General features: G+C 60.1%; 22 protein-coding genes and 2 pseudogenes. 14 read left to right on the top strand and 10 right to left on the bottom strand.

The genetic code is table 11. The features are described 5' to 3' along the window. The first annotated feature begins 85 nt into the window (after positions 1-85). The 3 genes and pseudogenes from IPI80_RS16940 (at position 86) to IPI80_RS16930 (ending at position 2,357) form a co-directional block, all read left to right on the top strand. Positions 86-1,045, top strand: a complete 960-nt coding sequence (locus IPI80_RS16940; protein ID WP_413862202.1) for a LysR family transcriptional regulator — start codon at positions 86-88, stop codon at positions 1,043-1,045. Next, positions 1,042-1,849, top strand: a pseudogene (locus IPI80_RS16935) (metallophosphoesterase). Before IPI80_RS16940 ends, IPI80_RS16935 begins: the two are co-directional and overlap by 4 nt. 85 nt (positions 1,850-1,934) lie before the next feature. After that, complete coding sequence (locus IPI80_RS16930; RefSeq protein WP_413862200.1) at positions 1,935-2,357, top strand: universal stress protein; 423 nt, start codon at positions 1,935-1,937, stop codon at positions 2,355-2,357. A 27-nt stretch (positions 2,358-2,384) separates the two neighbouring features. Here the strand turns inward: IPI80_RS16930 and IPI80_RS16925 are convergent, their stop codons facing one another. Further along, on the bottom strand, positions 2,385-3,299 hold the full coding sequence (locus IPI80_RS16925) for a LysR family transcriptional regulator ArgP (RefSeq protein WP_413862198.1): 915 nt from the start codon (positions 3,297-3,299) through the stop codon (positions 2,385-2,387). 132 nt (positions 3,300-3,431) lie between these two features. Here IPI80_RS16925 and IPI80_RS16920 point away from each other — a divergent pair, with 132 nt between their 5' ends. After that, entirely contained in the window at positions 3,432-4,781 is a 1,350-nt protein-coding gene (locus tag IPI80_RS16920; protein ID WP_413862194.1) for an FAD-dependent oxidoreductase, read from the top strand. 32 nt (positions 4,782-4,813) lie between these two features. Beyond that, the gene (locus tag IPI80_RS16915; protein ID WP_413862192.1) at positions 4,814-4,984 is read left to right on the top strand and encodes a hypothetical protein; all 171 of its coding nucleotides are present in this window, start codon (positions 4,814-4,816) and stop codon (positions 4,982-4,984) included. Between the two features lie 5 nt (positions 4,985-4,989). Here IPI80_RS16915 and IPI80_RS16910 read toward each other — a convergent pair whose 3' ends face one another. Beyond that, entirely contained in the window at positions 4,990-5,919 is a 930-nt protein-coding gene (locus tag IPI80_RS16910; RefSeq protein ID WP_413862190.1) for a LysR family transcriptional regulator, read from the bottom strand. Between the two features lie 106 nt (positions 5,920-6,025). Between IPI80_RS16910 and IPI80_RS16905 the strand changes: the two genes are divergently transcribed. Together IPI80_RS16905 and IPI80_RS16900 are read left to right on the top strand one after the other, a co-directional pair. After that, positions 6,026-7,405, top strand: a complete 1,380-nt coding sequence (locus tag IPI80_RS16905; protein ID WP_413862188.1) for an aspartate aminotransferase family protein — start codon at positions 6,026-6,028, stop codon at positions 7,403-7,405. Positions 7,406-7,544: 139 nt separating this feature from the next. Further along, positions 7,545-9,021, top strand: a pseudogene (locus IPI80_RS16900) (CoA-acylating methylmalonate-semialdehyde dehydrogenase). Between the two features lie 82 nt (positions 9,022-9,103). Here the strand turns inward: IPI80_RS16900 and IPI80_RS16895 are convergent. Continuing rightward, positions 9,104-9,751, bottom strand: coding sequence for a TetR/AcrR family transcriptional regulator (locus IPI80_RS16895; protein ID WP_413862186.1), 648 nt, complete (start codon positions 9,749-9,751; stop codon positions 9,104-9,106). Positions 9,752-9,833: 82 nt separating this feature from the next. On the opposite strand from IPI80_RS16895, the gene IPI80_RS16890 reads away from it, so the two are divergent. Beyond that, positions 9,834-12,089 carry an FAD-dependent oxidoreductase gene (locus IPI80_RS16890; protein WP_413862184.1) on the top strand — a complete coding sequence of 752 codons (2,256 nt, stop codon included), beginning with the start codon at positions 9,834-9,836 and terminating at the stop codon, positions 12,087-12,089. A gap of 154 nt (positions 12,090-12,243) precedes the next feature. Here IPI80_RS16890 and IPI80_RS16885 read toward each other — a convergent pair whose 3' ends face one another. Then, the gene (locus tag IPI80_RS16885; protein ID WP_413862182.1) at positions 12,244-13,137 is read right to left on the bottom strand and encodes an MOSC domain-containing protein; all 894 of its coding nucleotides are present in this window, start codon (positions 13,135-13,137) and stop codon (positions 12,244-12,246) included. Between the two features lie 704 nt (positions 13,138-13,841). Between IPI80_RS16885 and bilR the strand changes: the two genes are divergently transcribed. Continuing rightward, positions 13,842-15,761, top strand: a complete 1,920-nt coding sequence (gene bilR, locus IPI80_RS16880) for a bilirubin reductase, long form (protein ID WP_413862180.1) — start codon at positions 13,842-13,844, stop codon at positions 15,759-15,761. A 454-nt stretch (positions 15,762-16,215) separates the two neighbouring features. Here bilR and IPI80_RS16875 read toward each other — a convergent pair whose 3' ends face one another. From IPI80_RS16875 to IPI80_RS16860, 4 genes are all read right to left on the bottom strand, one after another. Further along, positions 16,216-16,473 (bottom strand): hypothetical protein, encoded by a 258-nt coding sequence (locus IPI80_RS16875; RefSeq protein ID WP_413862178.1) that lies wholly within the window; start codon positions 16,471-16,473, stop codon positions 16,216-16,218. 273 nt (positions 16,474-16,746) lie between these two features. Then, positions 16,747-17,181: a hypothetical protein gene (locus tag IPI80_RS16870; protein ID WP_413862176.1), complete on the bottom strand. Its 435-nt coding sequence runs from the start codon at positions 17,179-17,181 to the stop codon at positions 16,747-16,749. 17 nt (positions 17,182-17,198) lie between these two features. Then, positions 17,199-18,995 (bottom strand): radical SAM protein, encoded by a 1,797-nt coding sequence (locus IPI80_RS16865; RefSeq protein WP_413862174.1) that lies wholly within the window; start codon positions 18,993-18,995, stop codon positions 17,199-17,201. Further along, positions 18,996-19,463 (bottom strand): hypothetical protein, encoded by a 468-nt coding sequence (locus tag IPI80_RS16860; protein ID WP_413862172.1) that lies wholly within the window; start codon positions 19,461-19,463, stop codon positions 18,996-18,998. A gap of 106 nt (positions 19,464-19,569) precedes the next feature. On the opposite strand from IPI80_RS16860, the gene IPI80_RS16855 reads away from it, so the two are divergent. Further along, on the top strand, positions 19,570-19,833 hold the full coding sequence (locus IPI80_RS16855; RefSeq protein WP_413862170.1) for a hypothetical protein: 264 nt from the start codon (positions 19,570-19,572) through the stop codon (positions 19,831-19,833). 31 nt (positions 19,834-19,864) lie between these two features. On the opposite strand, the gene IPI80_RS16850 is transcribed toward IPI80_RS16855, so the two are convergent. Further along, entirely contained in the window at positions 19,865-20,191 is a 327-nt protein-coding gene (locus IPI80_RS16850; RefSeq protein ID WP_413862168.1) for a type II toxin-antitoxin system RelE/ParE family toxin, read from the bottom strand. Between the two features lie 365 nt (positions 20,192-20,556). On the opposite strand from IPI80_RS16850, the gene IPI80_RS16845 reads away from it, so the two are divergent. Further along, positions 20,557-21,732, top strand: coding sequence for a GGDEF domain-containing protein (locus IPI80_RS16845; protein WP_413862166.1), 1,176 nt, complete (start codon positions 20,557-20,559; stop codon positions 21,730-21,732). A gap of 106 nt (positions 21,733-21,838) precedes the next feature. Here the strand turns inward: IPI80_RS16845 and IPI80_RS16840 are convergent, their stop codons facing one another. After that, complete coding sequence (locus IPI80_RS16840) at positions 21,839-22,756, bottom strand: LysR family transcriptional regulator (RefSeq protein ID WP_413862164.1); 918 nt, start codon at positions 22,754-22,756, stop codon at positions 21,839-21,841. Between the two features lie 164 nt (positions 22,757-22,920). Here IPI80_RS16840 and IPI80_RS16835 point away from each other — a divergent pair, with 164 nt between their 5' ends. From IPI80_RS16835 to IPI80_RS16825, 3 genes are all read left to right on the top strand, one after another. Then, entirely contained in the window at positions 22,921-23,811 is an 891-nt protein-coding gene (locus tag IPI80_RS16835; protein WP_413862162.1) for a sterol desaturase family protein, read from the top strand. Next, positions 23,808-24,281 (top strand): SDR family NAD(P)-dependent oxidoreductase, encoded by a 474-nt coding sequence (locus IPI80_RS16830; RefSeq protein ID WP_413862160.1) that lies wholly within the window; start codon positions 23,808-23,810, stop codon positions 24,279-24,281. The genes IPI80_RS16835 and IPI80_RS16830 overlap by 4 nt, the downstream gene beginning before the upstream one ends. A 233-nt stretch (positions 24,282-24,514) precedes the next feature. Continuing rightward, on the top strand, positions 24,515-26,119 hold the full coding sequence (locus tag IPI80_RS16825) for a GMC family oxidoreductase (protein ID WP_413862158.1): 1,605 nt from the start codon (positions 24,515-24,517) through the stop codon (positions 26,117-26,119). Positions 26,120-26,126: the final 7 nt, after the last annotated feature.

Raw genomic sequence — 26,126 nt, 5'->3', positions numbered from 1 at the left:
TCTTGATGTGAATACTAGGGTTAAACCTAGTGTTAGTCCACTTTATGTTTGTGATGTTTAGTATTCACAGGACTTATGATCGGATATGCACACTGTCAATTTGCGCACCCTGGATCTGAACCTGCTTAAGGTGCTGGACGTGGTCATGGCCGAACGCAGCCTGACCCGCGCAGCCCACCTGTTGGCCCTGACGCAGCCCGCCGTGAGCAACGCCCTGCGTCGCCTGCGCCTGGCACTGGACGATGATCTGCTGGTGCGCAAGGGCCACGGTCTGGAGCCCACACCCCGTGCCCTGGAAATATGGCCCGCCGTTCGCGATGCCCTGCAGCGCCTGCAAACGGCACTGGCACCCAACGTGTTTGAACCCGCCTCTGCTACGACCACCTTTGTACTGACCATGGCCGACGCTACCGCCGCCGAGCTGATGCCCGCGCTGGTGGAGCGGTTGGCGATTCTGGCACCGGATGTTTCGCTGCGGGTTGTGCCCCTGACAACGCACGACCCGCGCCGCTTGTTGAACGATGGCCAGGCCGACCTGGCCATTGGTCACTTTCCAGCCGTCATCACGGATCTGACCGCCCGCGCGCAGTCGGGTGAGAACGTGTCGTATATCCACAACCGCTTGTTTCAGGGCGACCTGGTTTGCGTCATGCGCTGCGGTCACGCCCTGGCGCAGGGTCCCTTCACACTGGACGACTTTTGTGAAGCACGCCACATGCTGGTGAGCTTTTCAGGGCGAGCCTTTGGTTTTATCGATGAGGCCCTGGGCGCGCTGGGTCGTACCCGTCGGGTGGTGCTGACGGTTAACCAGTTTTTCACCGCTGGCAAGGTCGTTACCCGCTCCGATTTGCTGACCGTCATGCCGCGCCATTTTGTCAACGTCACCGGCTTTGCCGACCAGTTCGTTTTGCGCGAACTGCCTTTTCCTGCACCCGTCATTCTGGTCGATGCCCTGTGGCATCAACGTCAGGCCGGCTCCAGTGCGCACGCCTGGTTGCGGGCCCAAGTGGCCGATCTGGCGCAACTGGCCTTTGGCTCGCCATGAAGCTGCAACTGCTGTCCGATCTGCACCTGGAAGCCCATCCGCACTGGCAACCACAGCCTGCGCCGGGGGCCGAAGTGCTGGTACTGGCCGGCGACATTGGGTCGTACCAGACCCACTCGCAGCTCATCGACTCCGACTTCGGTTTGGGCCGCTTTTCACCTCTGCACGGCTGGCCGACGCCGGTACTTTTTGTACCCGGCAACCACGAATACGATGGACTGGACTTTGACATCGCTCACGCGCGTTTGCGCGCTACCTGCGAGCGCCTGGGCCTGATCTGGCTGGAGCGCGAGACGGTGGTTTTGGGTGGTGTGCGTTTTATTGGCACCACCCTGTGGGAGCGACTTTGACGCCCTGGCGGAGGGCAGCCCGCCGTCCCAGCAACTCAAGGCGCGTGACAAGGCGTTTCGCGCCGCCAACTTTTACCTGCGCAAGACCCTGACTACCCGTAAAGGAGAAGCCTGGCTGGCCGAAGGCATGCGTGAACAGGCTCTGGTATGCCAGCAATGGCTGCGCCATGCCTTGGCCCAGCCGTTTGATGGCCCCACGGTGGTGGTTACCCACTTTGCCCCCAGCCTGCACAGCGCCGACCCCCGCTATGGCATGACTCCCGGCACCGCCGGGTTTTGCAATGCACTGGACGACCTGCTGCCCAGTGCGCGAGTCTGGCTGCACGGTCATCTGCACGCACCCAGCGATTACGTTCACCGGGGCTGCCGGGTGGTGGCCAACCCGTTGGGGTATGCACGCAAAAATGAGCAGGCCGCGTTTCTACCAAACTGTTTGATAGAAATAGGCCTCTAGCCCTCGTCAATGCTACATATACAGCTATCGTAATAATAGCATTTTCGAATGGTTACACTGAACGCATCGCAGCAAGGAGTGGAGCATGAAGATCCTTTTGGCCGTGGACGGCAGCCCCTACAGCAAGAAGATGCTGGCCTACCTGGGAACCCACGAAACCCTGTTGAGCAGCTTCAACAACTACACCGTGTTTCACGCCCAACCCGCCCTGCCACCCCGTGCCCGCGCCGCAGTGGGAAAGGCAATCGTAGACGGCTACTACACCGAGGAAAGCGAAAAGGTGTTGGCCCCCGTAGCCAAGTTCCTGTTGCGCCACAACATTGATGCCAAGTCGGTCTGGAAGGTGGGCCCGGCTGGTGCCACCATTGCCAAAATGGCCAGTGATGGCAAATTCGATCTGGTGGTAATGGGTTCGCACGGCCACGGCGTTGTGGTGAACCTGGTCATGGGCTCGGTAGCCACCCAAGTGCTGGCGCATTGCAAGGTGCCGGTGCTACTGGTGCGCTAAGGCACCCACCGTAAGGCGCCCGTTGTTTTAGCCTGGCACTTTCAGGGCCTGGGTCGCAGCAGTGGTCAACGCCGCAGTCAACCGGTCAATCACCACAGAGTCCAGGTTCCAGCAATGCCAATACAGGTTCACAGGCAGGGTGACATCGGGTGCCAGGTTCACCAGTTCCCCACTGTCGAGTCGACTTTGCACTTGCAGGGTGGGCAATACGCTGGCGCCCCAGCCGGCCAATACGGCACGCACTTGGCCCTCCACGCTGGGTACAAAGCGCTGGATAAGCGCTACCCGGCGCAAGCCGCAGGCGCGGCTGACAAATTCGGTCTGCAAGTCGTCCTTGCGGTTAAAGGCTATGAATGGAATTTGGCGGAAATTGTGCGTGGTCAGCCCTTTGGGGCAGTTTTCAGCCGCGTACGCGGGGCTGGCCACGGCTACATAGTGCATGGCACCCAGCGGCATAACCTTGCACCCGCGCAGGGCCTGCTTGAGGGTGGTAACACAACCCAGAACCTGGCCTTCGCGCAGCCACTCATGGGTGAAATCCTGATCATCCGTGATGATTTCCAGGGGCAAGCCCTCACTTACCAATGCCCCCAAAGCGGGCAACGCCCAGGTGGCGATGCTATCCGCATTGATGGCGATGGAGATCCGGTCTTCCTCGCGCAACGCGCCAGCACCGGGGGTCAGGTCTTGCAGGTCGGTTTCCAGATCGGCGCGCAACAGGCGCATCTGCATAGCGTGTTTGATCAGCAGGCGACCGGCAGAGGTGGGCTTGACCGGGCGGCTGCGCACCAGCAAGACGGTGCCAACTTGGGCTTCCAGCGCACGCAGGCGCTGCGACACGGCCGACTGTGTGACCGACAGGCGCACGGCCGCGCGCTCAAAACCACCTTCTTCCACAATGGCGGCCAGGCATTCCAGAGCATCCGTATCAAAGGTTCGCATGGGGGTTTTTATGTTTTAACAGTGCATCCAACCGCATTGCGGCTGCGCTCTATTTTATTAGACAAACTAATGAAGATGCAATTTTATTCACATTAACTGTTAATGTGCTTCCATTTGTTGGACACTTCGGCGATGAAAATTATCGTCCTAGGCGCCGGCATCATCGGCATCAGCACCGCATGGCATCTGGCCCAGCGCGGCCATAGTGTCACCGTGATTGACCGCCAGCCTGATGCTGCGCTGGAGACCACATTCTCCAACGCCGGCCAAATCTCCGTGAGCTACTGCGAACCCTGGGCCAACCGGGAAGCCCCGCTCAAAGCCTTGAAATGGATGTTCAGCAAGGAAGCGCCCCTGCTGTTTCGCCCCCGCCTGCCGTTTGGCGAAGGCTGGCAGCAATGGCGCTGGGGCCTGCAGTTCCTGGCCAACTGTAACGACAAAGCGTTCGAGCGCAACGTGCAGCAGCTCGTCGCCCTGGGTGCCTACAGCCACGTGGCTCTGAAAGACATCGTGGCCAGCACCGGCATCGACTACCAGCGCCTGGAGCGCGGCATTGCCCATTTCTACATTGACCAGAAGTCCTTCGACAGCGCCGGCGAAGCCGCCGACCTGATGCGCCGCTATGGCGTAGCTCGACAGGTGGTGAGCAAAGAAGAACTGCTGCGCATCGAGCCCGCGTTCACCGCCTACGGCAAGCAAATTGTGGGTGGCACCTACACCCCGAGCGACGAGTCAGGCGACGCCAAGGTGTTCACACAGGCACTGGCCAAACACTGTGTCGAACTGGGTGTGGAGTTTCTCTACAGCCATTCGGTTACCGACCTGAAGGTCGAACAAGGCGCTATCAAGTCTATTGCCGTGCGGGCAGTTTCCACAGGAGCTGATGACATCAATAGCCAGCAGCCCGTGCGCCACATGAGCGCCGACCAGTTTGTTGTGGCCTGCGGCTCCTACTCTGCGCCGTTGCTGCGCACCGTGGGAATCGACCTGCCCATTTACCCTGGCAAGGGCTACAGCGCCACCTTCAAGATTTTGCGTCCCGAACTGGCACCTTCGGTCTCCAGCATTGACGACAGCAAGAAGATTGCCATCAGCCGCCTGGGCGACGAACTGCGCGTGGCCGGCACCATCGAGGTGGGCGACTACAACCTGTCGCTGGACACCCCCGTGGCCAGCGCCCGCTGCCGCATGCTGGCGCGTCGCATCGAGGAGGTGTTTCCTGGCATGTGCGACACCCGCGAGGAAGCCGACGGCGGCAGCCCCAACTACTGGACGGGTCTGCGCCCAGCCACGCCCACCAACATCCCCTACATTGGCCAGACCCAGGTGCGGGACTATGGGTCAATGCTGGCCACGGTACCCTGGGCTGGACCCATGGCGCAGGCTCAGGCAAAGCACTGGCCGAACTCATCAGCGGCAAGGTGCCCGATCTGGCTTTTGGGTTTACCGGCAGGGCCTGAGGGCCAGCGCCTCTTACAATAGACCCTTTCACCAAAAAACTCACAGGATAGAACATGGGCAAACAGATCGTTACTGAAGCAGACCGCAAAGCCACTCCCCGCCCTGTCACCCCACCCGGCGTGACCCTCCCCACCGGCGGCCGCGGCCAGCGCGTGAGCCTGGAACGTGGCGTTGCCACCCGCAGCAAGAAGAACCCCGGCAAGCGCTCCAAAAAGGGCGGCTGATCACGCTATTGGTTTCGGTGTGCCTGCATAAGGCACTCCAGAAACGCCTGCGTTGCCCGCGCCGCCTGTGGTGAGCGCCGGGCAATCGCAAAAAACTGGCAGGTGTAGCGAAACACCGCTGCATCCACTGCCCGCATCTGCCCCGCACGCACAAAACTCTGGGCGTAGTGGTCTGGCAAAAATCCCAAAAATGCACCCGACAAAATCAGCGTGGCAATCGCCTCTTGGTCATAACCCGTGGCCTTGCGCGCCAGGCGCAGCTGCTGGCTGATTTCCATGTTGGGTGAGTGGTAGCCCAGCCCGGCAAACGGGTAGGCCTGCAGTGCATCCCAATCCGGTGGCGGCGCATGGGCTGCAAACAGGGGGTGGGCGGGGCTGCAATACAACAGCATGGTCTCGTCAAACAGCTCCGCGTATTCCAGCGTGTCCGAATTGCGGTGGCCGGGGATGATGCCGATCTGGTACTGCCCATCCAGCACACCTCGCTCGATGGCGTTGAGGGTGCCCACGTGCAAGTTCAGGGCTACGTCCGGAGCTTGCCGGGTGAACAGCGCAATCGCCTGCGCAATGTGCGCCTGGGGGTTGCTGACGGTCTTGTCGAACATGGCCACATGCAGCGCACCGCCCATGCGCTGGTGGATGGCGTCCACCCCACTGCGAAACGCATCCGTGGCTGCCAGCAAAGCGGTGGTCTGGTCATAGATTTTGTGCCCCTCAGGCGTCAGTGCAAAACCGGCCCGGCCCCGGCGGCACAGGGTCAGCCCCAGACGGGTTTCCAGGTCTTTGACGTGGCGGCTCACGGTGGAGGTGCCAATGTTCAACTCCAACTCCGCCGCCGCCATGCCGCCGCAGTCCACCACCGTGCGGAACACGCGCAGCAGGCGCAAATCCATGTCGCTGATCTGGCCCAGGACCGCACGATTTTTTAGTTGCATATTTTGATAACTAAATAGTGATATTAGTAACTTTATAAGAGTAACAGAGACCACCACAATGCGCCATCTGCTCCACACAACCCCTTGGACAACCGAAAGGCCGATCATGAAACTCAACGACCCCACCGCCACAACCGCAGTCACCAGCACCAGTGCCTTCCCCACGGACGCCAACTGGCTCGAAGCCCACTGGATGCCCTTTAGCGCCAACCGCAACTTCAAGACCAGCGGTGCCCAGAACGGGCGCATGATCGTCAGTGCCCAGGGCGCCTACTACACCGACAACCACGGCAAGAAGATTTTTGATGGCCTCTCAGGCCTGTGGTGCTGCGGCTTGGGACATGGTCGTGCCGAAATCACCCAAGCCGTTGCCGCCCAAGTCGGCACGCTGGACTACGCGCCGGCCTTTCAGTTCGGCCACCCGCTTTCGTTCGAGCTGGCCAACAAGATCACCGAACTCATGCCATCCGGGCTGGACCATGTATTCTTCACGGGTTCGGGCTCCGAGTCAGCCGACACCTCACTGAAGATGGCCCGCGCCTACTGGCGCGCCAAGGGCCAGGGCACCAAGACGCGCCTGATTGGCCGCGAAAAGGGCTACCACGGCGTGAACTTTGGCGGCATCTCGGTGGGCGGCATCGCGGGCAACCGCAAGACCTTTGGTCAGGGCATTGAAGCCGACCACCTGCCCCACACCCAGCCACCAGCCGGCACGTTTCAAAAGGGCATGCCGCCCACCGGCGCCGAGCTGGCCGACGAGTTGCTGAGCCTGATTACGCTGCACGATGCCAGCAACATTGCGGCGGTGATTGTGGAACCCTTCTCTGGCTCGGCGGGCGTGGTGATTCCGCCGTTGGGCTATTTGCAACGCCTGCGCGAGATTTGCACCGCCAACAACATCCTGCTGATTTTTGATGAGGTCATTACCGGCTTTGGCCGCATGGGCGCCTACACCGGTGCTGCCGCCTTTGGCGTGACGCCCGACATCCTCAACATCGCCAAGCAGGTCACCAACGGTGCCCAGCCTTTGGGTGCGGTGGTGGCCAAGAAGGAAATTTACGACACCTTTATGGCCCAGGGCGGGCCTGACTACATGCTGGAGTTTGCCCACGGCTACACCTATTCCGCCCACCCGGTGGCCTGCGCCGCTGGCATTGCCGCGCTGGATTTGCTGGTGAAAGAAAACGCAGTCGAGCGGGTGTCTGCCTTGGCACCGCATTTTGAGCGCGCCGTGCACAGCCTGCGCAGTGCCAAACACGTGGCCGACATCCGCAACTACGGCCTGGCCGCGGGCTTCACCATTGCCGCCCTGCCCGGTGAGCCGGCCAAGCGCCCGTACGAGATTGCCATGCGCTGCCTGGAAAAAGGCTTTTATGTGCGCTACGGTGGCGACACCATCCAGCTGGCACCGCCCTTCATCAGCACCGAGGCCGAGATCGACAGCCTGATCAACGCCTTGGGCGAGTCGCTGAACGCGACGGCCTGAGCCTAACCCACCCTCGCGATGCGGACGTAATCGCTTTTTTGATAGCTGCTTGCGCTGTATTCGACGAGGGCTACGGCCCCATTTTTCATCCAGATTTTCACCAGGAAACCCATGTCCCAGCTCCCCACCATCCCGCCACCTGATTGACGGCCAGCCTGCCCAGGGCCGGCACGCGCCGCAGGACGTCTTCAACCCCGCCACCGGCCAGGCCGAAAAACGCGTGCTGCTGGCCGACAAGGCCACGGTTGAACAGGCCATTGCCAGCCCAGGCCGCCTTCCCCGCCTGGCGCAACACGCCGCCGCTCAAGCGGGCCCGGGTGATGGGCAAGCTGAAGGTGCTGCTGGAGCAGCACGCCGACGAACTCTGCGCCCTGATCACTGCTGAACACGGCAAGGTGCTGCCGGACGCGCTGGGCGAGCTGCAGCGCGGCATCGAAAACGTGGAGTACGCCAGCTACGCCCCCGAGCTGCTCAAGGGCGAGCACAGCAAAAACGTCGGCCCGGCCATTGACAGCTGGAGCGAATTCCAGGCGTTAGGTGTGTGTGCGGGCATCACGCCATTCAACTTTCCGGCCATGGTGCCGCTGTGGATGTGGCCCATGGCGGTGGCCTGCGGCAATACCTTTGTGCTGAAGCCTTCCGAGCGCGACCCCAGCAGCACGTTGCGTATTGCAGAGCTCGCTTTGGAAGCCGGCCTGCCACCCGGTGTGCTCAACGTGGTGCATGGCGACAAGGAGGCGGTAGACACGCTCCTGACCGACCCACGCGTCAAGGCCGTGAGCTTTGTCGGCTCCACCCCGATTGCCGAATACATCTATTCCGAAGGCTGCAAACACGGCAAGCGCGTGCAGGCCCTGGGCGGCGCCAAGAACCACGCCGTGGTGATGCCCGACGCCGACATTGGCAACGCCGTCAGCGCCCTGATGGGCGCGGCCTACGGCTCGTGCGGCGAGCGCTGCATGGCCATTCCGCTGGTGGTGGCGGTGGGCGATGCCACCGCCGACGCGGTCGTGGCTGGCCTGAAGGTCGAAATTGCCAAGATGAAGGTCGGCCCCGGCACCGCCGCCGGCATGGACATGGGCCCGCTGGTCACCAAAGCCCACTTCGACAAGGTCCGCGGCTACGTGGACCAAGGCGTCAAAGAAGGCGCCACGCTGGTGGTCGATGGCCGTGGCCTCAAAGTGGCCGGCCATGCAGACGGCTACTTCCTCGGCCCGTGCCTGTTTGACCACGTGAAACCCGGCATGGTGATCTACCAGGAAGAAATCTTCGGCCCGGTGCTGGGCGTGGTGCGCGTCAAAACGCTGCAAGAAGCCATGGACCTGATCGACGCCCACGAATACGGCAACGGCACCTGCATCTTCACCCGCGATGGCGAAGCGGCCCGCTACTTCACCGACCATATCCAGGTTGGCATGGTCGGCGTGAACGTGCCCCTGCCGGTGCCGGTGGCTTACCACTCGTTTGGCGGCTGGAAGCGCAGCCTGTTTGGCGACCTGCACGCCTATGGGCCTGACGCCGTGCGCTTCTACACCAAGCGCAAGACCATTACACAGCGCTGGCCCAGCGCGGGTGTGCGCGAAGGGGCAGTGTTTAGTTTTCCGAGCAGCCGCTAGACAACTGAGTGAAAACAAAAGGGCATTGAAAAATGCCCTTTTGTGTCATAGCGGCTGAAATTCAGGCGTCGGGGGACCGAAGTTATTGAACCAGTGACAGCATGGCTTTCGCGAACTGGTTTCCCACGGCCTGCAGATGTGCGTCGCGTTGCGCTTCATCTGTCATTTGCAATGAAAGCGGCCCGTCAATCATCAGACAGGCCAGACCGTGGGCGTGCGCCCAGTAGATGCTCGTCAGCGCAGCGTCGGCCGTCGGCCCGTGGATTGCGTGCACCAGACGCTCCAGCTCATGGTGTGCCCGCGCACCGGCGTGTCGCACCTCGGGAAAGCGAATCGGGTTGCAAATCTCACGGCGAAACATGACGCCAAAGACACCCGGATTGGCCAGGGCAAAGCCCACGTAGGCATTTGCCGCAGCCAGCATCATGGCGCGCCCTCCACCCGCCGCGCTACGCGCCAGGGCGGTTTGCATCCGTGTGGCCAGTTCGTCAAATCCCTGCACCAGCACCGCAGCCAAAATGGATTCCCGATCACCAAAGTGGTGGTAGGGCGCCTGGTGCGTAACCCCGGCGCGACGCGCCACTTCGCGCATGCTGAGTCCGGTCACTCCCTGTTCGTCCAGCAGGGCGCGGGCGGTCGCAAGCACGATTTGACGCAGGTCACGCGGCGCATCGGCCGCTGACTCAGCGGGGATTTCGGCTGGTGGAGGTGGTGGCAAGCAGGCGTTCATGCCGCCATTATGCGTGCTGCACTTGACACTGTCTGGTTGAGTCTTTACCATCGACTAGACACTGTCTAATTGAAGGAACACCATGTATGACGTGATCGTGATCGGTTCGGGCATCGGCGGCATGAGCGCAGCGGGACTGCTGGCCGGTGTGGCCGACAAAAAAGTGCTGGTGCTTGAAAAACACACCGAGCCTGGCGGGCAGACACATGTGTTTCGTCGCGATGGCGCATCGTGGGACGTGGGCTTGCACTACATCGGTCGCGTGGGAGAAAAATCACGCTCGCGGGCTTTTTTTGATTACCTCTCCGGCGGGGAATTGAAATGGAACCGCGTCACCGATGACTTTGAGCGCTTTGTCTACCCGGGGATCGATTTCGCCGTACCTTCGGACCCCAAAGTCTATGCGCAGCGACTCATCGACCGCTACCCCGACGAGGAAGCCGCCATCCGCCGCTACTTCGAGGACATCCGTGAAGTCGAGAAATGGACGGTGCGCGGCGCCGCGCGAGGCATGGTGCCGAACGTGGTTGACCTCTTGCTGCGCGCCCTGCAGCGCGTGACAGGCCGCAAGGCCAAACAGACCACCAAGGCCTACCTGGATAGCCACTTTCGATCACCCGAATTGCGCGCGTTGTTGGCCAGCCAGTGGGGCGACTACGGCCTGCCGCCTGCGGAGAGTGCCTTTGCCGTGCACGCGCTGATCGTCTCGCACTACCTGTATGGTGCCTGGTTCCCTGAAGGCGGCAGCGGTCGCATCGCACGGACCTTTGAAAAAGGCATTGAACGCGCCGGTGGTGCCATCCGGGTCGGCCAGGAAGTGACCGAAATCCTGCTGGAAGGCGGCCGTGCCGTTGGCGTGAAGGTCATTGACCATCGCGGTCCGACGCCGCGCACCGTCATCCACCGCGCACCCGTGGTGATTTCGAACGTGGGAGCCCCGCTCACTTACACCCGCCTGCTACCCACCAACGGTCCCATCGGAGCCAAAACCGCACCGATCCGCGCGCTGATGGAACGCCTGGGAACGGGCACCTCGGCGGTCACCCTCTACCTGCGCCTCAAAACCACGGCCGCATCGATTGGCGTGAAGGGCGAAAACTACTGGATATTCACCAGTACCAACCACGACCAGACGGACGTTGGCAGCCAGCGCCTGTTTCAGGGCCAACCCCGCATGGTGTATGTGTCTTTTCCGTCCCTGAAATCGGGCGAGACGCGTTTTCATACGGCCGAGATCATCAGCTTTGCCGATGAAAGCGCCTTTGCCGCATGGCGTGATCAACCTATGGGCAATCGGGGCGCGGACTATTCTGCACTGAAGCAACGCATCGGCGACGGCCTTCTGAAACTCGCCGAGACCGCCATCCCCGGTCTCACGGATTTGGTCGAATACAGCGAACTGTCCACACCGCTGACGATAGAGCACTACACATCCCATCCCGGGGGTCACTTTTACGGACTGGCCGCATCGCCCGAACGTTTCAAAAGCAACCTGCCGGGCACCCGCACGCCCATCGAAGGCCTCTACCTGTCGGGCTCCGACGCGGCCAGTCTGGGTGTTGTGGGGGCCATGATGGGTGGCGTCGGTGCGGCGTGCCAAGTGCTGGGGTCGAACGGGCTTTCGATGATCAAGACAGCCATGCGAGCCGGTGTCAAAACCGCATCAAACGGGGTGCGCCCGTCAGAGAAGAAGAGCGCGGTGCTGCGTTACAAAGAGCAACTCACCGAGACTATCTGGCGACTCGATTTCGAGTTGAATCAGCCAGTAGACGACTACGCACCCGGCCAGTTCGCCCGCCTGCGTGTGGGCGACGGGGAATGGCGTGACTACTCCATTGCCGGCGTGGACGGCCGCTCTGTGCGCTTTTTGATCAGCACACGCACCGGCGGCATCGGATCGCAATTTGTGGCTACGGCGACCGTATCCGCAGCCACCGAGTTGGAACTGCCATTGGGGCAGTTCACCTTGCTGGACAACGCACGCCGTAAAGTGTTCGTCGCCACCGGCACCGGCCTGGCACCCTTTCTTCCGATGTTCGGGGCACTCCAAGCGATGGGCAAGCTCGATCAGGCAGAGCTGCTGTTCGGCTGCCGCGTAAACGCCGATAACATCACCCGCCAACTCACACCCATGCCCGCCCGCGTGACGCCCTGTGTCAGTCGCGAAGACCCGCCCCGGGGTGGCATGCAAGGCCGTGTGACCGACGCATTGGCGCGCCTGGAATTTGACTCGAACGAGACCGATTTTTACCTTTGCGGATCTGCAGCCATGGTCGCCGACGCCCGTGCGCTGCTGGAGCGGCGTGGTGCAAAGAACATTCTGGTTGAAGTCTACTGAGGCGCTTGGGGGTTGAGCTACCTGCGCAAGATGCTGGACGTGGTGCTGTTCCCAGAGTTATGGTCGCTAAGAACAGAGTTGTAAGAAAAATGCGCCTCTAGCCCTCGTCGAATATACGTAAGCAGCTATCTATTTAATAGTAGATAACTCTAAACTACTCAAACCCGTAGTCCAGTTCCAGCGGCTGGCCTACGCGCAACGTAGTGCCCAGGCCCGCCAAAATGATGGCGTTCATGCCGAAGCTCACGGCGCCATTCACCCGCGCATCTTGCCGGTAAGTGCCCAGGCAGTCGATCACGTGCGGCGTGCTGTGCGCGGTGCTGGGGTCGATGTTGGGGATCGGGCAGCGCGGGCAGGGCTTGACCATGCGCAGGCGGATCGTTTCACCATCGCCACCCGCGTCGGGCAACAGCAGCAGTTCGGCAACCAGGTCTTCTTCATGCTCCGGCACACCGTCGATGACGATGTTGGGGCGAAAGCGCTGTAGCTGCGCCGCTGGCAAACCCTGGGCCAACAAGCGGCGGTTCAGGCCATCCAACGCAGCTTGGCTGAGCACCAGCAGCGGGAATCCATCGCTGAACAAATTCAAGGCGGTCTCGTCGCCCGTCCATTGGGTGTCAGACGCACGCCGGTGCGTGGGGTCGAAGCGAACCAGGCGAAGCCCGGCTTGCCCTAAAAAGCGACTGAACCACGCCGCAGCCTGTGCACCCACATCCAGTGCGGGCATGTTGTGCGCCCACAGTTGCACGGGCAGCACGGTGGCCGCCTCGTCGGCAGGCGCATCAAAGGGCAGCACCAGATCAGCCATGCCCGGCGCGCGCACCCGCAGTTGCGCGCCCTCGATCTCGGGGCGGATCAGCGCCATGCGGGCCAGCTCGCGCTGGCTCACAAAGCGCCCCTGCGCATCGACCAGCATGAACCAGCGGTCGTGCAGCAAGCCGGTTTCGGTCAAGCGGGCCTGTGGCAGCTCGATGCCCGCGCACGACTTGATCGGGTAGATGAACAGGCGGGCGATGTGGGGTTGGGTGGGGGTTGGGGTGGTGCTCATAGGAGGATGGGCAGTTGGTATATGAAAAATAGGCCGCTAGCCCTCGTGGAATATACGTATGCCACTATCTATTTAGTAGCAATCAGCGGAAATAGCGCGTCGTACATCACAACCCTATCCGGCAGGCGGCAAGTCTACTGCGGCCATGTGGACGAAGGCAAGGCGACCAGCGTGCCAAACGTGTTTGCCTGTTGCGACGCCACGCGCGCGGTGGGGAATCTGACGTTGGCGGTGGCGGGATTGTCGGCGCATCGGGGCGATGGTTTGAGGTGTGTACTAGCAACTGTTCCCCGGGCAGGTGCATGGGTGAGCATTGAGACGGTTATGGGCCAGTCGCTGACGCCCGCGAATGAGAGCTAACCGGCGTGCATTTTGGTAGCGATTGGCGCAGTTGACCGTCCCTGATAGGCAGCAAACAGCTGCTCGGACCGAAGTGATCAGTACCCACATCACGCTAGGAACTAGCATTAGCGTGCTCGCTCGAAAGTCGCTGTTGTGGGCAACTCGTCCGTGGTAAAGGATCTGGCCACGTTGTAGCGGAGCATCGAACAGGAGCGGCAGACAACCTCACCTTCGCTTTGCTAAGGTGAGGTTGTCTGCAAATTGAATTAGATCTCGCCCGGGCGAAAATTTCAGAAATTGAAAGTAAGTGTCGCCACAATCTAGGTTCTGTTCTTTTCAAGCTAACCACCTAATAAATCGCAATGAAATTATTGGAATCGATCAGCATCGGCGGTGTCACCTTTAAGAACCGCGTCATGTTCCCTCCGCTCACTACAGGGTACGAAGCCAAGGACGGCAGTATCAGCGCGCAGAGCCGAGCGTTTTACACGCGTCTTGCCAAGGGCGGCACGGGTTACATCGTTTTGGGCGATGTCGCACCGATCCGCAGCTTTGCCCCTACCCCCAAGCTGTTTGACGATAGCCAAATTGAAAGCTTCCGCTTACTCGCTGACAGCGTGCATGCGTATGGATCAAAGCTCGGTGTGCAAATTTTTTACCCCGAATATGACGTTGATGCCCTTAACGCGCTGTTTGATAACGGCGAAATGGACAACGTGCGCACCCAACTGCACCACGACATGCAGCATTTCGTGAATGACGTGACCGAAGCCACCCTGATGCAAATCATCGACAAGATGTGTGCCTGTGCGGTGCGCGCGCAGAAAGCGGGTGTGGACGTGGTCCAAGTGCATGGCGACAGGCTGGTGGGTGCGCTGTGCAGCACGAAGATGAACCGGCGGACAGACAGATACGGCGGCTCTCTCGAGAACCGCACGCGTTTTGCCTTGCAGCTGGTGCGTGCGCTAAAAAGTGCCGTGCCGAGCATGATCATTGACTACAAATTATCCGTCGTCACGCCAGAGCGCGGCAAAGGCGGCATTGATGAGCTCGACGCGCCGCAGTTCGCGAAATGGCTTGAGGACGCAGGCGTGGATATGCTGCATGTGGGGCAGGCAAACCACACGGGCAACATGGCAGATACGATTCCGCCGATGGGCGTTCAGCCCTACTGTTTTTTTGCGGATATCACAAGCACGGTGAAACAGGCTGTGTCCATTCCAGTTAGCACCTCGGGGCGCATCATCGACCCCGAAATGGGAGAGGGGGTGCTGCAATCCGGCAAGGCGGACATGATTGGGATTGGCCGTGCGCTGTTGGCCGACCCAGACTGGACAAACAAGGCCGCGGCGGGAAAGGCCAGCGACATCGTTCGGTGCATTTCGTGCAATGAGGGCTGCGTCGACGCTATTCTGAACCGAGGATTTATCGCCTGCGTCGTCAATCCCGAGAACGGCTTTGAGGCAACCCGCATCATCACACCCGCCAAGGTAGCGAAGAACGTGGTGGTCATTGGCGGTGGCCCCGCAGGGCTTCAAGCTGCACGTGTCGCGGCAAAAAAAGGCCACAACGTGACGCTGTTCGAGAAAGAAGCCCGGCTGGGCGGGCAGTTGAACATCGCCGACGTACCGCCGAGAAAGTTAGAAATCAGCCGCGCCACAGAAGATCTTGTTCACGCGGTACGCTGCGCTGGCGTGGAACTGCGCATGGGCGAAACAGCCAGCCCTGAAGGCGTACTGGCTTTGGCGCCCGACGCTGTGATCGTGGCGGTCGGGGCATCAAGCTTTACGCCGCCGATCCCTGGTGTCGACGGGCCAAACGTGCGTGATGCTTGGAAGGTGCTGGCGGGGGTACAAAACGTATCCGGTCGCGTGGCAATAATCGGCGGCGGTGTCGTTGGTTGCGAGACTGCGGAACACCTTGGTGCCCAAGGTTACAAGGTATCGATAGTGGAAATGCAGGGAAAGATTGCAAGCGGCCTAAGCTCCACCGTCTTACCCACAATGCTCGAGAACTACAGGAAATTTGGAGTAGAACAATACACCGGACACAAGGTTTTGGAAATTGCTTTGGGCCATTTGATCTGCACTGACAAGGACGGCAGAGTTGTGAAGATACCCTGCGACAACGTCGTAATCGCCAGCGGCGCCCGACCAGTCGCATTCGAGAGTGAGGGGCTGATTAACCGAGGCATCGAGGTCGTCATGGTCGGCGACTGCCGCAACGTGGCCGATATTTCACACGCAACCAAAACCGCATATGACGCGGCGAATGCGCTTTGAAAAGTTCGTCTAGGCCGTAAAAAATGTCTCTTGTGGTTCAAGTCTTGCGCAACGGACGTGCCGTTGGAGTTCAAGCCAACTCGAATTTCCGACATTAGCAATCTATGCGGTCCTCGTCCAACTGCCGCTTTCTCCGATGCTAGGAGGCCACTATGGGTCGAAAGCGTATACCAACGCGGCGCCACAATGACTCCCACATTTCGCCACCCACCAAATCATTCCCCCACATTCACCCTCGAAACTCGTCTGCATCACACCCCATAGGTGACGCTGATGGGGCGCAAGCACCTGGCGGGCTTGATGCAGTCGGAGAATAATCTCTCAGCAAAATCGGCCTCTAGCCCTCGTGAAATAAGCGTATGCCACTATTAATTCAATAGTAATCAACGGAAACGCTGCAGCGTTTCCCCACTGCGTTAATGCCACCAGCCATAACGCGGCTGCAGACAAGCGCTCAATTCGCCTTCAACTTTTCAGCCAGCCACTGGCTCATGGGGGTGGCGCTGACTTCCAGGCCGTGGATCACGCTGAAATGGTCGGCCCCCGGCACGGCGCGCAGTTCCACCGGGTTGCCCAGTGCTGTGGCTGCGGCGTGGTAGCTGGCCGCTTGGCGGGCAAACTCGGTGGTCTCGGCACCGCCCCAGGTGACCCAGGTGGGTGTGGGGCAGGTGCGCCTTGAGGCTGCTGCGCGCCTTCTGCGCGGCGGCCACAAAGTGCTTGCCGGGTGCGGAGGCGTCGGCTAGTGCTAGCGAGGGGTTGTACTGCGCGTCGATCTGCGCCTGGGTGGTGAATTCGCGGTAGAGCTTGGGCAGGGTGGTAATGGCTTAAGTGGGTCTGTTGCCAGTCTAGAGCCAGCCAGGGCAGGGCAAATGACTGAGGATGCTTTTTGACAATTGAATTTTGCAGGCTTCACTAAGGGTTTTCCGCTGGTAGCCCTCGTAAAATATACGTATGCCACTATCAAAACAATAGTGAATCTGCCTCGCTACCCGTTGTTGTTGTTGTTATTGTTGTTGTTGTTATTGTTGTTATTGCTGCTGCGTTGTCGGTCTTTGGGGTTCTGGGCGGGCACGAGGCCGGGCATCGCCAGCAGCAAACCGCCGGTGCCCAGCATGACCAGTTTGGCGTTGCTACTAAAGGCCGTACCGTCGATGGCCGAGAGCTTGGCCGCGTTGCACCACAGGGTTTGTTTCTGGCGGGCCTGCGGCAGGGCAAAGCTTTGGGTAACCCGGTTTTGGCTGTAGCAAGACACGGTGCCGTCCTGGTAGATCAGGTGGTCGTCCTTCTGGCGGGCGTCGTCGCTCAGCCAGTGCACCAGGGCTTCTTCCACCTCGGTGCGGTCCAGGCCATCTTCCAGGCGCAGGGCGTTTAAAAAGCACTCCACGGTGTAGGCGGTGCGTTGCAAGTCTTGGGGCTTCATGGTAGGTGGCTCCAGGCTCAGGGCAGGTAGTGAAACTCGACGTTCTGAAACGGCAGGTTGGCCGTTTGCACATGGTAGAAGGCGTTGGCCTTTTGCTTTTGGTAGTGGTATTCGCGCAGAAACAGCGTCGTTACAAAAAGATTGTTGAGTACACCCCGCTGAAAATGCGCGCGGTGCAAGGCCAGCAGGCCGGTCAGGTCGCACTGCAGGTAATCATCGCCCAAACGCGTGCTGGGCTCCAGACAGTTGGCATAGAGCTGGTAGGTGAAGATGTGTTCCTGCTTGGTGCGTTGCTCATCGCCATAGACCACCGGGGTGTCGCGCAGCAGTTGCAGGTACAAGGTGTTGCGGATGGCCTCGGGGCAGTTGGCCTGCAGCACATCGCGGCGCAAATGCAACACCACGCGGTCACCGTCTACCAGGGTGTGCTGGGTGCGTTGTTGCTTGAAGAGTTGCGAGTCCAGCGCCAGTGATTCACCCGCCAGTTCCAGAATGAACGCCTTGTCGCTGAACAGCACCTGTAGCACCGGGTCGGCGGCAATCAGGGCGCTCAATGCGTTTTTGCTGTCAATCAGGTCGTTGGGCAACATCAAGCCTTCGGGTTTGGGCCGTGGTGCCGCCAGTGCAAAAGCCAGGCTGGGGTGGGTGGTGTGCTGGTAGTGCCGGGCGTAGTCGCGCTGCGCGTCGGCATCGTCTGCGGGGTAGGACAGGGGGTTGTCCTGGTAGAGGGTTTTTTGCAGACTGCAGGTGTAAGACTTGCCACTTTGGTTCTGGTATTTGACGACCGCGCAGCCGGTGTTGCAGGTGCTCAGGTGGTTGCAGCTTTGGCAGGATGCGTCAAAGCCCTGGGCTTGGTGGACCGCGCGTATCTTGCGCGCGCCGTTGTCCAGAATATCCAGAATGGGGTCTTCAAACACATTGCCGTAACGAAAGGCTTCAATGCCCTGGCCGCGCACACACGAGTACACAGCACCGTCGCTTTGCAGCAGGTAAAACCGTTCGCCGCAGTTGGCGGCGTTGGTGCAGTAGCTGGGCTTGAATTCGTCAAACCAGTTGCGCTTGAGGCCTTCTTCCAGTTCGGTGCCGGTGAACTCGGCCTTGAGCGCCGCATAAAGCGCCTGTTGCTGGGCCGGCGTGGCGGGGGTGAGCACGGCTTCGCCCTTGGCGGCGCGGTTGAGCTCGGAGCCAAAGGCAAACATCAGGTTGAACTGGTTCATGTCAAAGCCCAGCTCACGGTGGATGAACCAGATGTCGTGCACCAGCGCCGGAATGTCCGCCAGGTGTTCCGCGCTTAACGTGGCCGAAATCTTCTTGGCATGCGGGTAGCGCGCCAGCAGGCGGATGTTGTCCAGCGTGCGGGGCAACCAGTCGGTGCCGCCGCGTGTGGTGCGGTGTCGCGCGTGCAGGGCCAGCGGCAGGTCGATGCTGGCGCTGATGGAGACTTTGTGCCGGTCGAACAAGTCGTAAAACGGTGCGAACTTGAACAGGTTGGTCTTGATGTGTGGTGCTGACTTCTTGTGCCCCAAGGCATTGAGCGCGTCAAAGTGTTCCAGGTAGTGCGCGCGGATCATCCCAAACAGTTCGTTCAGCACTGGGGCAGGCAGGGTGGTGACCTCGCCGCCGTGCAGTGACACATTGAAGGCCAGTACGCCTGCTGCCTTGAGTGCGTCCAGTGTGTGGCGCAGTGTTTGCACGGCGCGCTGGGCGTCTTTTTTCAGGGCGGCTTCGGTGGTCTGCTTGCCCAGGTAGCAATAGCTACAGCTCAGGTTGCAGCACAGCGTGGGTACGTACAGCAGGTGAATGGCGCGGTCCATTCAGGTGCCAATCATGTCCACTCTCGGGGCGGCCTTTTTCACCTTTTCGATGATCTTGCTGGATACCTTGTCAAACTTGGCGGCCTTGTTCTTCTTGATTTTGTCGGCCTTGCGTGCACCGGTGGGAAACTTGTCGCGCTCCAGCACAAAGCTCTTGCCGTTTTGGGACTGTAGGCGCAGCGTGCCGTTGGCGCCAGAGAGTGTCAGGCGATTGACGTTGGCGTAGTAGACGATGCTGTTGCCGCACAGCAGGTAGCGCGGCCCCAGTTGCAGTTGCCGACTGCGCGCTGCAAGGGCCACCACGGGAAACAGCAACAGTGCCAGGCTGCCAGGGAATGCCACCCAGCCTGTCAAGATGACCAGCAGCGCCAGCGCCAGGCTGATGCCAATGAACCAGCGCCGCTTGGGGCTCAGGCTGGCCGGGTCCGTGTGCTGGTACTTGAAGGATGCAAACTCGGTGGGCGTCATGGTGGTTGCAAAGTTTACAGCGGCCCACGCGCAATGGGTGACTAGATTCGCTCAAGCACCAGCGCAGTGCCCGGGCCCATGCCCATGCCCATGATGGGTGGCGTCGGTGCGGCGTTACAAAGAGCAGCTCACCGAGACTGTCTGGCGACTCGATTTTGAACTGGATCAGCCAGTAGACGACTACGCACCCGGCCAGTTCGCCCGCTTGCGTGTGGGTGACGGGGAATGGCGTGACTACTCCATTGCCGGCGTGGACGGCCGTGTGACCGACGCATTGGCGCGTCTCGAATTTGACTCGAACGAGACCGATTTTTACCTCTGCGGATCTGCAGCACCGGCAAAAGCCGGTTTGGTTCCAGAATTCCTATAACGGTTCCATGCCATCGGGAATGCGGTAAACCTCACAGGTCCACAGGATGGTATCCCGATTCGCGTTGATGTCGAATGGCCAAAACTTCGACAATCTGGTCCTGTGCATCCACCCGGTACAAGGCCAAGTAACCGCTTCTGCCGCGCTGAATCACCAGCTCGCGCATATTGGCTTCGCTACTCGCGACACCGCTATCCTCTACCCGCCTACCTATTCGAGGGTGGTGCGGCAACAGTCCCAGCGCCCCGACAATCAGATCCGTGGTCGCTAAAGCCGCAGCAGGGTCCTGCTCCGCGAGAAAATCAACCAATAGCTTCAAATCGAGCCGCGCCCTCTCGCCAACGAGAACGCGCGTCATGTGGTTTTGCGACGTTTGCCTGCAACGGTAGGGCGGTCTTTTAACGGTTGAGGGTCTTTGACTTTTGCGCCGGTACTCCGTGCCGCAATGCGTGCCTTGAGCCACTGGTGCACGTCAGCCAAATCGTAAACCGGTCCGCCCCCATCAATGTCGTCTGCTGCGGCTTGCGCCGTTTGACCTCACTCTCCAATGTTTGCAACATGAAGGCGTGGGTTGACGTACCGCATTCGGCTGCAAAGTGTTGAATGCTCTGCTTTAGGGCCTCTGGGGTAACAAGGCACTTGTCGCCCAGAGTGAAAGGGCATTGAACCGGCATTCACTGTATGCTCCGGGCAGAACTTTGCCTATGACTGTTCTGCTCGCCCATGAAAATCCGGATCCACGATTTTTTGAACCTGTTGGCACGCTGGCGTGGCGAACACGCGCGCGTGCAGGATCAAGCCGCCAGCGCGAACCTGAGCCGCTTACGTGTCGTCGCGCCCCTGGTGGCCGCGCTCAACGCGGTGCATGTGCTGATTTTTGCTCTGCAACTGGTGCGTGCGCCAGTTGACAGCAACCGCTACCGCTGGGCCGTGGGCCTGTTGATCACACACCTGACCATGGGCCTGACCATGCTGGCGGTCGCGGGTCTGGTGCGTCATCTGCAACGAACACACCAGACCCGCTGGTCCCAGGCACTGACCATTGGCGTCGCGTTGACCACCTTGGTTTTTTCCGTCGCCGTGGCCAGCATAGACCAGTGGGTCACGCCCGCCATCACACCCTTTTTGATCACCTGCATGGCGGGCGGGGTGATCTTGTATCTGGCCCCCAGGGTGGCCGCCGGCATGTATCTGGCGGCTTACATGCTTTTCTATGTCGCCATGGGGATCACCCAACACGACCCCGAGCAACTGCTGTCGAACCGGCTCAACGGCGTAACGGCCTGCCTGCTGGGCTTATTGCTTTCGGTACTGCTGTGGCGCAAGTTCACCACTATCACGCTGCAACAGTCCGAGCTGGAGAAGGTTAATGCCGAGTTGTATGCCCGCCACCGTGAACTGGAACAGCTGACCCGCCAAGACGGACTCACCGGTCTGTTCAATCGCACTACATTTGCTGACCTGTCCCGCCGCGAACTCGACAGGGGGCAGCGCCAAGGAAGCGCAACGTCCATCTTGCTGCTGGACCTGGACCACTTCAAACGCATCAACGACACCTGGGGTCACCCTGCGGGCGACGCCGTGCTGCGCCACATCGCCACAGTGATCAGTACGGCGGTGCGCAGCTCTGACCTGGTGGGGCGCTTGGGCGGCGAGGAATTCACCGTCCTGCTTCCCAACACATCGGTACAGGCCGCGCGCGACTTGGCCGAGAAGTTGCGTCAACGCATCGCTGACGCCCCATTGCCCTGGCAAGACGTCACAACGATCACCATTACCGCCAGCATCGGTGTGGGTGCCACCACGGCGCAGGAAAAGCGCGACTTCGACAGTCTCTACTCCCTGGCCGACAAAGCCCTGTACAAAGCCAAGCAACTGGGGCGCAACCGGGTGGCCTAGTTGTCCAACGCCCATGCTACGCACACATTACGCCAGCGGACGCGTGCGAACTGTGCAAGGGCGAGCACAGCAAAAAGAAAGTCGGCCCCGGCTTTGGTCCGCGCCATCACGTCACCGGCTGGATCAATTCTTGTGCCTGGCGGCGCATAGAGTCCACCGCGAATTGCGCCATGAGGGAGTAGCTTCGGCCTTTGAGTGACACGATGGCAATATCGGCAAACTGCGTGGGAACGTCAACCACCGCAAGACGAACCAGTTGACCCTGTGCAACATCCAAGGCGGTGCCAGCATCAACGCAGCCGATGACGGTGTCGGTGCTGATGGCCAGAGACTTCAATAAGCTCAGATCGTCGCACTCCACGACCAAGGGCAAGCGCTTGCCCTCTCCCAGGCCCATGCGTGCGCCCAAGCCCAGTAGCACTGACTCGGGAACCCGAACGCTGGCAATTCCGAAGGGCAGCAGCATGGCTGCAGTAATGTTTGGGTTCTCCCGCAGCGGGTGCCCAGAGCGAACGTAGAACCCTGCGGGTAGACGGGCAATCCGTGCGACGTCGAGGTCTGCGGCCGCTACGACGTTGCGCAAGTCTGCCATGTAGAAATCCAATTCCTCGGCACGCAAGTGCGCCGCCAGGTAGTCGGCATTGTTGACTTCCACCCGCACATTCACCCCGGGATGCTGCGAGCGAATTTCGGTCAACAACGGTGGCACCATGGTGGCGGCCGGATAGGGACCAACCCCAAATGCCAGGTCGCCAATCAGGCGCTCGCGGTACAGGCTCACATCACGCTGCAGGCAGCGGCTCTCAAACAGCAGTTTGCGTGCGCGCTCGACCACGAATTCCCCTGCGTCGGTGCACCTTGCCTCGACCGTTCCCCGGTCAAACAGTTGCAAACCCATTTCTTCCTCGGCGGCTTGAATACTGCGGCTAAAGGCCGATTGGGTCAGATGGCACTGCACGGCGGCGCGACCGAAATTGCGCGTGTCTGCAAGGGCTACCAGGTGATTGAGGCGTTTGAGGTCCATTTCGATTCGGAGCGAGTGTGCATCAATTATGCATCCAGTGCATTGATATTTTGTAATAAATGCATTAGACAGATTGACATTGGAATTTCACAATACCGCCAAGGACCCAGCATCCGCACGCCGGGCTCTAAAAAAAAGCGGAAGACAAACCCAGGAGCAAGACCATGGAACCCCAGAAGCTGCAAAACATATTGATCGTATGTCTCATATTTGGCTACGCACTCATGGAGTGGGTGTCACGGCGTTACAAAGATACCGTGACCGCCAACGGCAACGACACCAAGCTGGAGTTGCTCATGTTCCTCAGTCTGCTTGCCATCGCGCAACCCATCGCACTTTTGGTGACCGGAAAATTATGCGCCTGGCTGATTCCCGACATGCGCGGAGCATGGGCAAATTGGCCGGTTTGGGCCATGCTAGGGCTGCTGCTGGTAGGGGACGATTTGACCCAATACCTGTGGCACCGCGCATCGCACACGCCACTGCTGTGGCCGCTGCACCGGGCGCACCACTCCGCAGAGTACATGAGCATCCGCGTCACCTACCGCAACAACTTTTTGTACTACATGCTGATGCCGGGGCTATGGATTGCAGGTGTTTTTGTGTATCTCGGGTTTGGGATGACCTATGCGGCCTACATCGTCGTCAAAATTGCCGTCATTTTGGGAGCCCATTGCGCGTGGCGCTGGGACGAGCCCTTGTACAAAATTCGCGCCTTGCGTCCCTTGATGTGGGTGCTGGAGCGGACCATCTCCACACCGGCCACCCATTGGGCCCACCATGCCATCACCAATGACGACGGCATTGGCCATTACAAGGGCAATTTTGGCAATCTGATGTTCATCTGGGATATCTTGCTGGGCACAGCCCATATCACCCGCAAATTTCCCGCCAAGGTGGGGCTGATCGACGACCGACTCTTCGGACAAGAGCGCTGGTACCACCAGATGTTTTACCCCTTCTTTCAATCGCGTCGTGAACATACAGCGCTGAAATTCGGTGGCCGCCCCTACGACGACTCGCAAGCACCCACGTCGACTGTGACATCGACATGATGAATTTACACGGTCAAAACATTCTCATCACCGGCGCCCAGGCGGTGTCAGCCCTGGTTGCAGCGTTGCCCCCCATCCATGCATTGCTCAATATCGCCGGTGGTTTTGCCGTGGGGGTTATGGGCCATGACCCCGACGATGCGCAATGGGATGCCATGTTTCAGCGCAACGTTGCCACCCTATGCAGCGTCATCAAAGCCGTAGTGCCGGGCATGAAGGCGCGCAAAATAGGTTGCATCGTCAACGTCGGAGCCCTGTCGGCACTGCATGGCAGTGCCAGCATGAGCGCTTACACCGCGTCCAAATCAGTAGTGATGAACCTGACAGAAAGCCTGGCTACCGAACTGGGCCCTGAAGGTATCCGCGTCAATGCGGTGTTGCCATCCATCATCGATACACCCGCCAACCGGCAAGCCATGCCCTTGCTAACCCAGGTGACTGGGTTCGACCCGACGACATCGCCAACGTAATGTGTTTTCTGATGAGCAAGCAAAGTCGTGCAATACAAGGGGCATTGATTCCCGTGACGGGTGGGCGATGAACGGCGCGTGCCACATCCACGCTCCCTGGATCAAAAAGTATGGACTCGGACCTTACCCATTCGGCATTGCCGAAATAAAAGCATTAGACAAATGCCTACTGAAATTTCACATTCCACCGAGGTGCCTAACGACGGTATCGATAGTTATTTGAAGGTTATGCGATGACAGAAATGAAATTCGACTATGTGATCGTTGGCGCGGGTTCAGCGGGCTGTGTATTGGCGGCTCGCTTGAGTGAAGACCCGTCGGTGAGCGTGTGCCTGCTGGAGGCCGGTGGACCGGACAGCAGCGTGCTGATCCACGCCCCCGCTGGCGTGGTGGCCATGGTGCCCACCAAGATCAACAACTACGCTTATGAGACAGTACCCCAGCCCGGGCTGAACGGCCGCCGTGGCTACCAGCCGCGTGGCAAAACGCTGGGTGGCTCCAGCTCCATCAACGCCATGCTCTACGTGCGCGGTAACCGCTGGGACTACGACCACTGGGCATCGCTGGGCAACCCTGGCTGGGGTTACGACGAGGTGCTCCCACTGTTTAAGCGTTCGGAAAACAACGAACAGTTCCAGAACGCCTTCCACGGCCAGGGTGGTCCGCTGAATGTGACCTATCCGCGCTTTGACAGTCCCCTCAGCCAGATGTTTCTGGATGCTGCCGCGCAAAACGGCGTCCCCCTGAACCCCGACTACAACGGCGCGCAGCAAGAGGGCTCTTTCCTGTACCAGGTGACACACAAAAATGGCGAGCGATGCAGCGCGGCCAAAGGCTACCTCACCCCCAACCTGAACCGCCCCAACCTCAAGGTTATCACCCACGCGGTAAGCGCCAAGATCAACCTGGAAGGACGCCGCGCCACCGGTGTGCAGTTCTACCAGGGCAACCAGTTGCAAACCGTGCGCGCATGCCGCGAAGTGGTGCTCAGCGCTGGCGCCTTCGGGTCGCCCCAGTTGTTGCAACTCTCAGGTATCGGTGACGCGTCAGATCTGGCACCGCATGCCATTGCCGTTGCCCACAACCTGCCTGGCGTGGGCAAGAACCTGCAGGACCACATTGACTACGTGCAAAGCTGGTACGTGCCCAGCAACACCGCCACCTTTGGCGCCATGCCACGCGGCATGTTCAAGACCTTCGCCGCCATGTGGGAGTGGCGCCGCCACCGAACCGGCATGATCACCAGCGCCATTGCCTCGGCCGGTGCATTTTTCAAGTCCCACCCGGACGTCGCCATTCCCGATCTGCAATTGGTGTTCGTGCTGGCCCTGGTGGATGACCATGCGCGCAAGATGCATATCAGCCATGGAATTTCGTGCCACGTGGATGTGCTGCGCCCTTTCAGCCGCGGTACCGTAGGCCTCCAAAGTACCGACCCACGCGTGTCGCCTGTCATCGATCCGCGCTTCCTGTCAGACGAACGCGACACCCAATTGCTGGTCAAAGGCGGCCAGATGCAGCAACGCATCATGGAATCCAGTGCCTTTGCATCCGTGCGCCGCAAGATGTTGTATCCGGTGCGGGTGGACGATGCCAAGGCCATGGAGCAGGACATTCGCAACCGCGCTGATACCCAATATCACCCCGTGGGCAGCTGCAAGATGGGCCCCGATAGCGACCCGATGGCCGTGGTCGATGCGCAATTACGCGTCAAAGGAGTCGATGGCCTGCGTGTTGCCGACGCATCCATCATGCCCACACTGACTGGTGGCAACACCAACGCCGCCAGCATCATGATTGGCGAAAAGGCGGCCGACCTGATCCGTGCCAGCAAATAGAACAAAC

Source organism: Candidatus Aalborgicola defluviihabitans (assembly GCF_016705985.1).
GTDB lineage: Bacteria > Pseudomonadota > Gammaproteobacteria > Burkholderiales > Burkholderiaceae_C > Allorhodoferax > Allorhodoferax defluviihabitans.
This window is presented reverse-complemented; position numbering and strand designations above follow the sequence as displayed.